Origin of the sequence: Streptomyces sp. NPDC050535 (assembly GCF_044457665.1) — a bacterium.
Lineage (GTDB): Bacteria > Actinomycetota > Actinomycetes > Streptomycetales > Streptomycetaceae > Streptomyces.
The window spans coordinates 355,024-368,276 of sequence record NZ_JBITHE010000004.1; the positions used below are offsets into that span (position 1 = coordinate 355,024).

General features: G+C 70.7%; 9 protein-coding genes. All 9 read left to right on the forward strand.

Annotated elements, in window-relative coordinates; genetic code table 11:
• The first annotated feature begins 53 nt into the window (after positions 1-53).
• The 9 genes from ACIBLC_RS12240 (at position 54) to ACIBLC_RS12280 (ending at position 13,178) form a co-directional block, all read left to right on the forward strand.
• Positions 54-1,553, forward strand: coding sequence for an aldehyde dehydrogenase family protein (locus tag ACIBLC_RS12240; protein WP_399210767.1), 1,500 nt, complete (start codon positions 54-56; stop codon positions 1,551-1,553).
• The gene (locus ACIBLC_RS12245) at positions 1,550-3,307 is read left to right on the forward strand and encodes a thiamine pyrophosphate-binding protein (RefSeq protein WP_399210768.1); all 1,758 of its coding nucleotides are present in this window, start codon (positions 1,550-1,552) and stop codon (positions 3,305-3,307) included. The genes ACIBLC_RS12240 and ACIBLC_RS12245 overlap by 4 nt, the downstream gene beginning before the upstream one ends.
• Positions 3,308-3,358: 51 nt before the next feature.
• A complete protein-coding gene (locus ACIBLC_RS12250) occupies positions 3,359-4,525 on the forward strand; it encodes an ABC transporter substrate-binding protein (protein WP_399210769.1) in 1,167 nt (388 codons plus the stop codon).
• A 12-nt stretch (positions 4,526-4,537) separates the two neighbouring features.
• Entirely contained in the window at positions 4,538-5,407 is an 870-nt protein-coding gene (locus ACIBLC_RS12255) for a branched-chain amino acid ABC transporter permease (protein ID WP_399210770.1), read from the forward strand.
• Positions 5,404-7,269, forward strand: coding sequence for an ATP-binding cassette domain-containing protein (locus ACIBLC_RS12260; RefSeq protein ID WP_399210771.1), 1,866 nt, complete (start codon positions 5,404-5,406; stop codon positions 7,267-7,269). Before ACIBLC_RS12255 ends, ACIBLC_RS12260 begins: the two co-directional genes overlap by 4 nt.
• Positions 7,266-8,012, forward strand: a complete 747-nt coding sequence (locus ACIBLC_RS12265; protein ID WP_399210772.1) for an ABC transporter ATP-binding protein — start codon at positions 7,266-7,268, stop codon at positions 8,010-8,012. Before ACIBLC_RS12260 ends, ACIBLC_RS12265 begins: the two co-directional genes overlap by 4 nt.
• A gap of 14 nt (positions 8,013-8,026) precedes the next feature.
• Positions 8,027-8,914 (forward strand): shikimate dehydrogenase, encoded by an 888-nt coding sequence (locus tag ACIBLC_RS12270; RefSeq protein WP_399210773.1) that lies wholly within the window; start codon positions 8,027-8,029, stop codon positions 8,912-8,914.
• 339 nt (positions 8,915-9,253) lie between these two features.
• Entirely contained in the window at positions 9,254-10,726 is a 1,473-nt protein-coding gene (locus tag ACIBLC_RS12275) for a glycoside hydrolase family 76 protein (protein ID WP_399210774.1), read from the forward strand.
• Positions 10,727-10,811: 85 nt separating this feature from the next.
• Positions 10,812-13,178 carry an AbfB domain-containing protein gene (locus ACIBLC_RS12280; protein WP_399210775.1) on the forward strand — a complete coding sequence of 789 codons (2,367 nt, stop codon included), beginning with the start codon at positions 10,812-10,814 and terminating at the stop codon, positions 13,176-13,178.
• Positions 13,179-13,253 lie beyond the last annotated feature (75 nt).

The following is a 13,253-nucleotide window of genomic DNA, read 5'->3' on the forward strand; positions in this document are numbered from 1 at the left end:
CCGAACCACAGAGCAGTCCACCAGTACCACTGAACGGTTTTCTGGGAGCTGACATGCTGGATTCTCTTCTCAAGGCCGGCTCGGACATGGCGGTCGCCGAGGCACCGCCGTTCGTCGCCGGTGAGTGGGGCGGCGGTGGCCCGGAGCTGACCCGGACCGGCCCCTATCTGCGGCGCGTCGTCTCCCGGACCACCACGGCCACCGGCGAGGAGGTGGCCCGCGCTCTCGCCTGTGCCAGGGCAGGTGCCCGGACGGTGGCAGGACTCGCGCCCGCCTTCCGCGCCGACATCCTGGACCGGGCCTCCCTCGCCGCCACCGCACACCGCGAGGGGCTGGCCCGGCTGCTCGCCCTGGAACTGGGCAAGCCGGTCAGGGACGGCCTGGGTGAGGTCGACCGGGTGGCGGACACCTTCGCCGTGTGCGCGGCCGAGGCCCGCCGGATCGGCGGGGAGACCCTGCCCGTCGCGGGCTGGGCCCGTGGCGTCGGCGACACCGCCTTCACCTATCGCGCGCCGGCCGGTGTCGCCCTCGCGATCACCCCGTTCAACGCCCCCGCCAACCTCCTCGCCCACAAACTCGGCGCGTCCTTCGCCGCCGGCAACACCACCCTCGTCAAGGGCCCGCCGCAGGCACCGGCGGCCACCGCCGCGGTCGTGGCCCTGCTGCTGGAGTCCGGGATGCCACCGCAGGCCGTCCAACTCCTGCACGGCGGCGGCGAGGTGGGAGCCCTGCTGTGCGCGGCCGACGAGGTCGCCGTCATCAGCTTCACCGGCAGCGCGGACACCGGCCGGGAGGTGGCACGCGCCGCGGGCGCCAAGCGGCTCGTGCTCGAACTCGGCGGCAACGCGGCCACGATCGTCTGCGAGGACGCCGACCTCGAGCAGGCGGCACGGCAGTGCGCGCGCACCGGATACAGCAACTCCGGCCAGAGCTGTGTCTCCGTCCAGCGCGTCTACGTCCACTCCTCGCGTTACGAGCCCTTTCTCGACCACTTCGCCGCCGCGGTCGGCGAGTTGCGGGTCGGCGATCCGCTCCACCCGGACACGGACGTGGGGGCGATGGTCGACGACGACGCGGCCGAACGCGTGGTCCGCTGGTCGGCCGAGGCCGCCGCGGCCGGGGCACGCGTGGTGTGCGGTGGCACCCGCGAGGGTGCCACCGCGGCGCCCACCATCGTGGCCGGTCCGCCGCCGGACTCCCCCGTGGTGTCCCGCGAGGTCTTCGGAGCACTGGTCGCCGTCCTCCCCTACGACGACTTCGAAGCGGTCCTCGCCACCTGCAACGAGAGCCACTACGGCCTTCAGGCCGGGTTGTTCACCCACGACATGCGCCGCGTCCTGACCGCCTGGCGGGAGCTGGAGACCGGCGCGCTGATCGTGGGCGGCACCTCCAACTACCGCCTCGACCATGTGCCGTTCGGCGGAGTCAAGAGCTCCGGCTTCGGACGTGAGACACCCCGCTCGATGATCGAGGACTACACGGTCGTCAAGACCCTCCTGCTCAGGGACCTGTCCATCTGGGGCGACGCCACCGACACGGGAGCGGGCGCATGACCGTCATCGCGGCAAAGGCGCTGGTCCGCCAACTGGAGTCGTACGGCGTCGAGTACGTCTTCGGCACCTGCGGCCACACCAACATCGCCCTGCTCGACGCGCTCGGCCCGAGCTCGATCGAGTTCGTGATCGGACGGCACGAACAGGCCGCCGCCCACGCCGCCGACGGCTACGCCCGCGCCTCCGGCAAGCCCGGCGTCCTGCTCACCCATGTCGGCCCCGGCATGATGAACGCGGTCACCGGAGTCGCCACGGCCGCACTCGACTCCGTCCCCCTCGTCGTCATCTCGGGTGACATCCCCTCCTACTTCCACGGACGTCACCCGCACCAGGAGGTCAACCTCCACGCCGACGCCGACCAGACCGCCATCTACCGCCCCTTCACCAAGCGGGCCTGGCACGTCCACCGCGTCCAGGACCTGGCCCGGACCACCGAGCGCGCCTTCTGGACCGCCACCTCCGGACGTCCCGGAGCCGTGCTCGTCAACGTGCCGATGGACCTGTTCAACCGGCAGGTGGAGCAGTACGACGGCCAGTACCCGCTGCCGGGCGGCGCGCCCCTCCCCGGCCTGGACCACGCGACAGCCGACCGCATCGCCGGGGAACTGCTGAACGCCGAGCGCCCCCTCATCTACTTCGGCGGCGGACTGCGCGAACCGGCCGCGCGCCAGGCGGTGCTGGACCTCGCCGAACACCTCGACATCCCGCTCACCCACTCCCTCATGGGCAAGGGCGTGATCTCCGACAGCCATCCGCTGCTGCTCGGGATGCCCGGCTTCTGGGGCCTGGCGACCACGCACGAGTACACCCAGGGCGCCGATGTGGTGCTCGCGCTCGGGACCCGGTTCGCGGAGACGGACGCCAGCTCGTGGGATCCCGCGTACACCTGGTCCTTCGGCGGAGCGGACGGTACGTCGTCGAGCCGGCTCATCCAGATCGACATCGACCCCGCCGAGATCGGGCGCAACTATCCCGCCCACATCGGCGCCGTCGCCGACGCGGGCCACGCCGTCCGGGCGATCGGCGCGGCAGTGCGGGCGGCCCGGCCCGAGCCGCTGGTGCGCGAGGGGCTGCGCGAGACCATCGCGGGCGCCCGGCGCGCGGTATTCGACGGTGCCCTGAAGGAGGGTCGGAGCGACGACTTCCCGCTACGGCCGCAGCGCATTCTCGCCGACCTGCGGGCGGCACTGCCCGACGACGCGGTGCTCGTCACGGACGTCGGCTGGAACAAGAACGGCGTCGCCCAGTGCTACGAACTCCCCGACGGAGGACGGTTCATCACCCCCGGCGGAGCCTCCACCATGGGCTTCGGACCGGCCGCCGCGGTCGGCGTGCAACTGGCCGAGCCCGAACGCGTGGTGGTCGCCATGATCGGCGACGGCGGGATGGGCGCGCAGCTGCCCGCGCTGCCGATGGCGGTCGAACAGGGGCTGCCTGTCGTCTTCGTGGTGATGAACAACCGGGCCCACGGCACCATCGCCGACCTCCAGGCCTCGGCTTTCGGCCGGTCCTACGGCTGCGAGTTCACCGACCCCGAAGGCCGCCCGTACAGCCCGGACTTCGCGGCCCTCGGAAGGTCCTGCGGAGCCGACGGTTACAGCATCGGCGCCCCCGCCGACCTGTCGAAGGCCCTGGCCGACGCGATCGCCCGGCGCCGGCCCGCCGTCCTCGACGTTCCCATGGTCAACGAACCGGTGCCGACTCCCGGCCACTGGAACATCACGGACATCTACCAGGGCGACTTCACCGACTGACGCACCACCCTCCGTCCCCGACTCCCGCCCTCCTCTCAGCGAGGTGACCTCATGTCCAGCACCCCACGACCACGTTCCGTCCGTACCGCCACCTGCGCCGCGGTCGTCACGGCCGCCGTCCTCAGCGCGTGCAGCGCGCCCGGGGAGTCCAGCGACGAGAGCGGGTCCGACTCGGGCCCGATCAAGATCGCCGTCGTCAACGCGCAGAGCGGGCAGCTCAGTTCGCTGGGCGACTGGGAGTACAAGGGCGCCAAGCTCGCCGTCGACGAGTGGAACAGGAAGGGCGGCATCGACGGCCGCAAGATCCAGATCAAGCTCTTCGACGACCAGGGCGACCCGACGACCGGCACCAACCTCGCCCGCCGGATAGTCAACGACAAGTACGTCGCGATGATCGGTACGGCCGAGAGCGCCGTGACCATCGCGATGGGCCCGGTGCTCCAGCAGGCGAAGATCCCCAACATCACGTCGGGCCAGTCCGACGGTCTGGTCGCGCTGAAGAGCCCGTACCTCTTCCTCAACGGGCCGACGAGCACCACGTACGACTCGACGCTGGCGAAGTACCTGGTGCGGGACAAGGGTTTCCAGAAGGTCGCCATGATCACGAACAACGGTTCCTTCGGGAAGGGGGAGCACGACGCCTTCCTGAAGGCCGCCAAGGATCTCGGCGTCACTCCCTCCACCGACCAGGTGGTCACCACCGACCAGAAGGACTTCAGCGCGGCACTGGGCACCATCCGTTCGAAGAAGCCCGAGGTGATCTTCATCGGCTCGGAGGAGGTGGAGGCCGGGCTCATCGTCAAGCAGGCCAGGGACCTGGGCATCACGGCGCCGTTCGCGGGAGCCGCGCCGCAGGGCACGCCCGTCTTCATCGACACCGCGGGCGAGGAAGCGGCCGAGGGCACCATCGTCAGTTCGCCCTATCTCAGCAACGACGTCAGCGCCGCCTCGAAGAAGTTCGCGGCCGCCTACAAGACCGCGTACGGCAAGGAGGCGGAGCTGCACGGCGCCAAGGCCTACGACGGGGCGAACATCCTGCTGACCGCCCTGGAGACCAGCAAGGGCGCGACCGGCGAGAAACTCGCCGACGCGATCCGCGCCACCCGCCACCAGGGGCTCCTGGGCGACTTCCAGTACGACGAGACCGGTGTGGGCATCACCCGGACCACCATCGGCGTCATCCGTGACGGCAAGCTCGTCCCCGCCTCGGCGCGGTAACGGGAGCGTCCGGTGCAAGAGACACTGCAGACACTCGTCGGAGGACTCAGCCTCGGGGCGGTCTACGCCCTGGTCGCCATGGGTTTCTCCCTCGTCTACCGCACCATGGGCCTGGTCAACTTCGCCCACGCCGACATCGCCATGATCGGCGCCTACGCGGCCTCCACCTTCTATCTGACGTCCAAACTGCCCTTCGCCGTCGCCATGATCGTGGCGATCGTGGTCACCGGGGCGATCGGCCTGGTCATCGAACGGGTGCTGCGGCCCCTGGAGAACAAGGACTTCGACCTGATGCTGATCGGCACGATCGGCTTCGGCATCGTCCTCCAGGCCGTCGCCATCCTGATCTGGGGCACCACCGGGCGCGCCGTCCGCTCCCCCGTGCGGTCCGCCCCGCTCGACCTGTTCGGGGTGCGCGTGCGGACGTACGACCTGCTCGTCATGGCGGTCGCGGCGCTCGCCGTGGTCGGGCTGGCCTGGTTCCTGGCCCGCACCAAGCGTGGTGTGGCCATGCAGGCCGTCGCCATGGACCACGAGGCGGCCACCGCCGTCGGCATCAACGTCGGCCGCAGCAACGCCCTCGCCTTCTCCATCGGCGCCGGCCTCGCCGCCCTGGCCGGCGGTCTGGTCGGCCCGATGCTGTACGTCGACGCCTCGCTCGGCGGCGCGCTCGGCATCAAGGGCTTCGCCGCCGCGATGCTCGGCGGCTTCGGGTCCATCCCCGGAGCCGTCGTAGGCGGAATCGCCATCGGCGTCCTGGACTCGTACGCCGCCGGCCACTTCCAGGGCTACTCGGTCCTGGTGACCTTCCTGGTCTTCACCGTCGCCATCATGATCCGCCCGATGGGTGTCTTCGGGGAGAGGACGGTGAGCCGCGCGTGAAGCTCCCCGGGTTCCGCGGCGTCCGCACGTTCCGCGCCGGTTCGCTCGCCGCCGTCGCGCTGGTCCTGTGGCTGCTGCCGTACGGCCTGGACGGCTATGCCATCCACGTCGTCGACATCGCCCTCATCTACGCCGTCCTCGCCATCGGCATGGGGCTCGCCATGGGCGTCTCCGGTCAGATCAACCTGGCCCAGGTCGCCTTCTTCGGAGTCGGCGCCTACGTCGTCGCGATCCTGACCACCGACTCCGGTTACGGGTTCTGGGCAGCGGCCGTCCTCGCGCTTCTCGCGACCGTGGCGACGGGACTCCTCGTCGGCGTTCCCGCCCTGCGGATGCAGTCGCACTACCTGGGCATCGTCACACTCGGTCTGGCCCTCGGCTTCATCAACTGGATCACCAACGCCTCGATCACCGGAGGCGCCGACGGCATCTCCGGGATTCCGCAGCCGACCCTGCCGGGCATCGATCTCTCCAGCGAATACCTCTACTACTACCTGGAGTTGGCGGTCTGCGCGCTCGGCCTCGCCTTCGGTCTCTTCGTCGTCCGTACCTCGCTCGGCCGCAGACTGCGCGCCATGCGGGACGACCCGCTGGCCGCCGCCGCGGTGGGCGCGGAGATCCCGCTCCTCCGCATGACCGCCTTCGTGCTCGCCAGCCTGTACGGCGGCCTGGCCGGCGTCCTGTACGCGGGCCTCATCCGCTATGTCGCGCCAGAGACCTTCTCGATCGGCAACATGTTCATCCTGCTGGCCATGGTCATCATCGGCGGCCGGCGCTCGCTGGCCGGCTGTGTGGTCGGCGCCGTCGGGCTGACCCTCATCCGCGAGTGGCTCTCCGACTTCTCCACGTACGCACAGCTCGGCTACGGCGTGGTGGTGGTCCTGATGGTCGTCTTCGCGCCGACCGGTCTTGCCGGAGTACCCGGCCGCGTACGGGAGTTCGTGAACCGGCGACGCGGACACGCCGAGAACCGCGCGGAACTGCGGCCCTTCCAGCCGTACGGGGAATCCGAGCCCGCGCGGGTCGCCGATGACCGGCCGCTGCTGGAAGTCCGGCGCGTGACCAAGGACTTCCGCGGGCTGCGGGCGCTGGCCGAGGTCTCCCTCACCGTCCTTCCCGGCGAGATCCGCGGCATCGTCGGCCCCAACGGCTCAGGAAAGACGACCCTGTTCAACGTGATCAGCGGCTTCTACCGGGCGACGTCGGGGCAGGTGGCCTTCGCCGGTCACACCACCACGACCGCCCGCCCCTACGCCCTGTCCCACCTCGGGATCGCCCGGACGTTCCAGAACCTGCGCCTCTTCAACCTGTTGACGGTCCGGGAGAACCTCCTCGTCGCACTCGACCGCACCCGCACGCACGCCATCTGGCGCTACGCGCTGTGGCAGCCCGGAGTCATCGGCCAGGAGCGTCAACTGCGCGACGAGGCAACGGAGTTGCTGGACCGCTTCGGGCTCGCCGACTTCGCCGAGGCAGCGCCCGGATCCCTCCCCTACGGCATCCAGCGCCGGATCGAGATCGCCCGCGCCATGGCCTCCCGCCCCCGCCTGCTGCTCCTGGACGAACCGGCCGCGGGCCTCAACGGCGAGGAGATGCAACAGCTCGCCCGTATCGTGCGCTCGATCCGCGACAGCGGTACCACCGTGGTCCTCATCGAGCACAACATGGGCCTCGTCATGTCCTTGTGCGAGCGGGTCACGGTCCTCTCCGGCGGCGCGGTCATCGCGGAGGGTAGCCCGGCCGAGGTGGTGGCGACCCCCGAGGTGATCGAGGCGTACCTCGGCGACTCGGCCCTGGCGGACGCGTCACCGGCCCCACCGACCGAGGACACCGCCCCGGCCCGGAAGGAGACCACCCGATGAAGGCCCTGTTCGCCCCCTCCCGCAGCGAGTCCGGCGGCACCCTCGCCGTCGGGGAGCTCTCCGTGCACTACGGCGGTGTCTGCGCCGTCCGCTCCATCAGCTTCAGCGTGGCTCCGGGCGACTCGGTCGGCGTCATCGGCGCCAACGGAGCGGGCAAGACCTCCACGCTCAAGGCCCTGATGGGCCTGGTTCCGCGAAGCGGCGGCCGGGTCACGCTCGGCGAGCGGGACCTCACCAGGGTGCGGGCCCGGGACATGGTGCGGCACGGCATCGGTTACGTCCCGGAGGGGCGCCATGTCTTCCCCGGCCTGCCCGTGGAGAAGAACCTGCTGCTCGGCGCGTACGCCCGACGCTGGGACGCCGAGACCAGGGCCACCCTGGAAGAGGTGTACGAACTCTTCCCCGTTCTGCGGGAGATGAGCGGCCGGCTGGCCGGGGCCCTGTCCGGAGGGCAGCAGCAGATGCTGGCGATCGGCCGCGCCCTGATGACCAGGCCACGCGTCCTCCTGCTCGACGAACCGTCGATGGGTCTGTCCCCCATCCTCGTCGGCTTCATCCTCGACACACTGCGGCGGCTGCGGGAGGAGGGGCTGAGCCTGCTCCTCGTGGAGCAGAACGCCAAACTCACCTTCGGCGCGACCAGCCACTGCCTGGTCATGGAGAACGGCGGTGTGGCGATGACGGGCACGTCCGAGGAACTGAGCCGGGACGCACGGGTCCGCCAGATCTATCTGGGCCTGTGAAAGGGAGCCCGGCAGTGCCCCGGCAGACGGCTGAGGACTCCTATCTCATCGGCCTGATCGGCTCCGGCATCCGCACCTCGTTCAGCCCCGCGCTGCACGAGCGTGAGGCCGACCGGCAGGGGCTGCGCTACCTCTACCGTCTGATCGACATCGACACCCTCGGCGGAGCGCCCGGCAGGCTCGGCGAACTGGTCGGCTCCGCACGGCACATGGGGTTCCGCGGCCTCAACATCACCCACCCCTGCAAGCAACTCGTCATAGAACACCTCGACGAACTCACCCCGCAGGCGGCTGCGGTCGGCGCGGTCAACACCGTCGTCTTCGAGGGCCGAGGCGCGAGCAGCCGCGCGGTGGGCCACAACACCGACGTCACCGGCTTCGCCGCCTCCGTCGACCGGGAACTGCCGGACGCCCGGCTGGAACGGGTCGTCCTACTCGGTGCCGGAGGGGCCGGAGCCGCCGTCGCGCACGCACTGCTTACGCGGGGTGCCCAACACCTGGCGGTCGTCGACCCGTTGACGGATCGGGCGGTGGCACTCGCCGCGTCCCTAAACCGGCGATTCGGGGACGGCCGGGCGAACGCGGCCCACACTGCCGGTCTCGTGGCGCTGACGTCCCGGGCCGACGGGCTCGTCCACGCCTCTCCCACCGGAATGGCGGCCCACCCAGGGCTCCCCCTCCCCGCCGGCCTGATCCACCCGGGCCTGTGGGTCGCCGACGTGGTGTACCGGCCGCCGGAGACCGAACTGCTGCGCCTGGCACGGCAACGCGGCTGCACCGTACTGAACGGCCTGGGCATGCTGGTGTTCCAGGCCGCCGACGCCTTCCGCCTCTTCACCGGCCGGGAACCGGACCACGCCCGGATGCTCGCCCAGGCCGCCGAACTCGCCGGGGACGACTGAGCGGTCCGGCCCAAGGGTCGGCCGAGAAGGACCGCGGGGTGTCCAGTCGCCAGGGCGCCAACCCCGCCGAAGCGCAGGCCAACCACCCGGCACCCACGCAGCCCTCGGCCTTCAGAAGCAGACCACGGCGGCCACAGCCCACCCCCGCCGACGTCAGGTACAACTCCGTTGCCCGTCACACCCGTTGACGCCTCGCCTGCTCATCACTACCGTCCGAGAGCGCTCTCATCGACTGTCCACAGCTTGCCTCCGACCCTCCGCTTCACCGACGTCCTCCGCTCAGCGGCCGACAGCGGACCACGGCAGGGCTCGGGGGTATCCCCCTGAAAGGGAGGCCCCATGACTCCCCTGCCAAGATTCCGCTTACTCGGACGCCCGGCCACGGTGCTCGCCCTGGCCCTGCTCGCGGCCCTCGTCCCGCAGTCGGCGTCCGCTCTCGGGACCGGCGCGGCGGCGACCGTCTGCAACAAGTACTGCGACGCCCGTGACCCCGCCCTCGCCCCGGCCGACCGGACCGCGGTCACGGCGACCGTCCATGGACGGTCGGTCACCCTCCACTTCGACGACACCGACGCGATGGGCTGGGCGACCATCGGCAACGGCGGTCCGGGCGACGAGGTGTGGCTCGACCGTTCCTTCGACGGCGGCCGTACCTGGAGTGCGGACAGCAGACTCGGCAACACCGCGATCCCCGCGGGCCGACGCGACTGGCGCACGCTCATGTACAACGTCGACGACTGGAACAGGCACGGCGTCGGCGCCCTGCGTGCCTGCGGCAAGGCCGGGGACCGCGCCGAGATCGCGTGCACCCCGTGGGCCCGCACCAAGTGGAACGCCGGCGACCGGCGCACCGCGGCGGCCACCGGCCTGATGACCTCCTACAACTACGCCACCGGCCTGTTCGACACCACCGGCTGGTGGAACTCCGCCAACGCCCTCAACGCCCTCGTCGACAACATCCGGGTGACGGGCATGGCCAGTTACTCGTACGCGATCTCCCGCACGTACGACCTGAACCTGAACGCGCGCGACGGGCAGTTCCGCAACGAGTACCTCGACGACACCGGCTGGTGGGGGCTCGCCTGGATCGCCGCCTACGACCTGACCGGCGACAGCCGCTACCTCAGCACCGCCCGGGCCGACGCCGACCACATGGCCGCGTACTGGGACGGCACCTGCGGCGGCGGGGTGTGGTGGAGCACCGCCAGGACGTACAAGAACGCCATCGCCAACTCGCTCTACATCCAGCTCAGCGCCGCCCTGCACAACCGCATCGCGGGCGACACGACGTATCTGAACCGGGCCCGCGCCGGCTGGTCCTGGTTCCAGGGCACCGGAATGGTCAACGGCTCGAACCTGGTCAACGACGGCGTCGATCTGTCCACCTGCCGCAACAACGGCCAGGCTGTCTGGTCGTACAACCAGGGCGTCCTGCTCGGCGCTCTCACCGAACTGAACCGGGCGACCGGCGACAGCGCACTGCTGACCCGCGCACGGCAGATCGCCGACGCCGCGACCACGACCTCCTCGCTCCACACGGCCGACGGCATCCTGCGCGACCCCTGCGAGGGCGGCGACTGCGGCGGCGACGGACCCTCCTTCAAGGGCGCCCACGTGCGCGGTCTCGGCAAGCTCAACGCCGCGCTGGCGGACCGTCCGTACACCGCCTACCTGAACCGCCAGGCGGACCGTGCCTACGCGAGCGACCGCAACGCCCTCGACCAGTACGGACTTCGCTGGTCGGGACCGGTCGACACGGTGGACGCGGCGCGCCAGCACAGCGCACTCGATCTGCTCAACGCGACCCCCTGACAAGGGCGTTCGTCGCACGACGACAACGTTGTCCGTCCATGGCGCACGTTCCCGCGTGCGCCGCCGAGACCCTGGAGCGATCCCCATGTCGATCCTGTTACCCGCCCCCGCTCGCCGCCCCGCGCGAACCAGACGGGTCTGGCGGCGCGTCACAACGGCCGCCGCGTCGCTGGCACTTGCCGTCACCGGCCTCCTCGCCTCCGGAGCGCCCCCTGCCGACGCCGCCGCGGCGGCCTGGACCCCCAAGCCCGCGCCGATGACGACCCCGTGGACCAACCAGGTCCCGGTCGACAACCCCCTGCCGGAGTACCCGCGCCCCCAGCTCACCCGGCCCGACTGGGCCAATCTCAACGGCATCTGGGACTTCGCCGTCACCTCCCGCGACGCCGGGCAACCCGCGACGTTCGGCGAACAGATCAGGGTGCCGTTCGCGCCGGAGTCCTCGCTCTCCGGCATTCAGCGGAAGATCACCGAGAACGACAAGCTCTGGTACAAGCGCACCTTCACGGTGCCCGCCGGCTGGAGTGGCCGCCGCGTCCAGCTCAACTTCGGCGCCTCCGACTGGGAGACCACGGTCCAGGTCAACGGACAGGCGGCGGGCGCCGTCCACCGCGGCGGCTACGACGCGTTCTCGTACGACATCACCGCGCTGCTGAACGGCGGCACCAACACCATCGTCATCTCCGCCCACGACCCCACGCAGACCGGCGGCCAGGGAGTCGGCAAGCAACGCATCCAGGACGTCGCGCCGCACGCCGGGAACAGCATCTTCTACACCGCCTCGTCCGGCATCTGGCAGACCGTCTGGCTGGAACCGACCGCCGCCGCGCACATCACCCGGCTCGACATGGTGCCGAACCTCCAGGACAGCACCCTGCGGGTGACGGTGCGCGGGGCCGACGGCGCGAGCGTCAGGGTCACCGTCACGAGCGGCGGCACGCAGGTCGGCACCGCGACGGGCACCGGAGGCCGGCAGATCTCCGTGCCGGTGCCGGGCGCCCGCCTGTGGACGCCGGAGGACCCGTTCCTGTACGACGTGACGGCCGAACTCACCGGCAGCGCGGGCGCCGACAAGGTCGGTGCGTACGCGGGCATGCGGTCCGTCTCGGTGCAGGACGTGGGCGGCGTTCGACGGCCGGTGCTCAACGGCTCGTTCGTGTTCCAGACCGGCACCCTCGACCAGGGGTACTGGCCGGACGGCATCTACACCGCTCCCAGCGACGCCGCCCTCCGGTACGACCTGCAGAAGCACAAGGACCTCGGCTTCAACATGGTCCGCAAACACATCAAGGTCGAGCCGCAGCGCTGGTTCTACTGGGCGGACCGGCTGGGGCTGCTGGTGTGGCAGGACATGCCCGCCATGGACACCGGCAAAAGCCCGTCCAGCACCGCCCGCACCCAGTGGGAGAACGAGTACCGCGCCATCATCGACCAGCACCGCAGCTCACCCTCGCTGATCATGTGGGTCGACCAGAACGAGGGCTGGGGCCAGTACGACCAGGCCCGCATCGCGGACATGGTCAAGTCGTACGACCCCTCACGGCTCGTCAACAACATGAGCGGCGTCAACTGCTGCGGCTCCCAGGACGGCGGCAACGGCGATGTGATCGACAACCACAACTACGTCGGCCCCGGCAACACCCCGACAGAGTCCGTGCGCGCCTCCGTGCTCGGTGAATACGGCGGCCTCGGCTTCCGCGTCGCCGGCCACGAGTGGTATCCGGGCGGCGGGTTCAGCTACGAGGACCAGCCGACGCTGTCCGCCCTCAACGACCGTACCGTCGGACTGCTCGACGGCATGCGGGAGAACTCCATGCCCGCGGGCGGCCTTTCGGCGGCGGTCTACACGCAGATCACCGACGTGGAGAACGAGGCCAACGGCCTGCTCACCTACGACCGCCAGGTCGTCAAGGTCGACGAGGCCCGCGTCCGCGCCGCCAACCAGGCGCTCATAGCGGCCTCCCGCACGGTCGCCCCGCCGGTCAGGCTGACAGCGGAGCAGTACGTCTCGATCAGGGTCACCACCCCGGGCTACACCGACCGCTACCTGCGGCACGTCGACGGGCTCGGCGCCACCGAAGTGGTGAACTCCGCCAGCACGGCCCTGCTGAAGGCGGACGCCACCTGGAAGGTGAAGCCGGGTCTCGCCAACCGGCTCTGCTACTCCTTCGAGTCCCGCAACTACCCCGGCGAGTACCTGCGTCACCGGGAGTTCCGGGTGCGGCGCGACGCGAACGACAACTCCACCGTCTACAGGGAGGACGCGACCTGGTGCCCGGTGCAGGGCAGCGGAGGCGTCCGGCTGTCGGCCGCGGCCTTCCCCCGCCAGTACCTGAGGCACATCAACGCCGAAGCCTGGCTCGCCCAGCAGGGCGGCACGCACACCTGGGACAACCCGGCCAGCCTCGTGCCGGACACCACCTGGGCGATCACGGCACCCTGGGCTCCCTGACCGGCGCGACAGGCACTCATCACGGCGGCCACCCTCCACGGGCGGCCGCCCCTCCCCCTCCTCGCACGCCCTCGC

What these genes read in the sequence shown, in the direction of transcription:
- ACIBLC_RS12240 (WP_399210767.1), top strand. Translation starts at nt 54, where the DNA reads ATGCTGGATTCTCTTCTCAAGGCCGGCTCGGACATGGCGGTCGCCGAG.
- ACIBLC_RS12245 (WP_399210768.1), top strand. Translation starts at nt 1,550, where the DNA reads ATGACCGTCATCGCGGCAAAGGCGCTGGTCCGCCAACTGGAGTCGTAC.
- ACIBLC_RS12250 (WP_399210769.1), top strand. Translation starts at nt 3,359, where the DNA reads ATGTCCAGCACCCCACGACCACGTTCCGTCCGTACCGCCACCTGCGCC.
- ACIBLC_RS12265 (WP_399210772.1), top strand. Translation starts at nt 7,266, where the DNA reads ATGAAGGCCCTGTTCGCCCCCTCCCGCAGCGAGTCCGGCGGCACCCTC.
- ACIBLC_RS12275 (WP_399210774.1), top strand. Translation starts at nt 9,254, where the DNA reads ATGACTCCCCTGCCAAGATTCCGCTTACTCGGACGCCCGGCCACGGTG.
- ACIBLC_RS12280 (WP_399210775.1), top strand. Translation starts at nt 10,812, where the DNA reads ATGTCGATCCTGTTACCCGCCCCCGCTCGCCGCCCCGCGCGAACCAGA.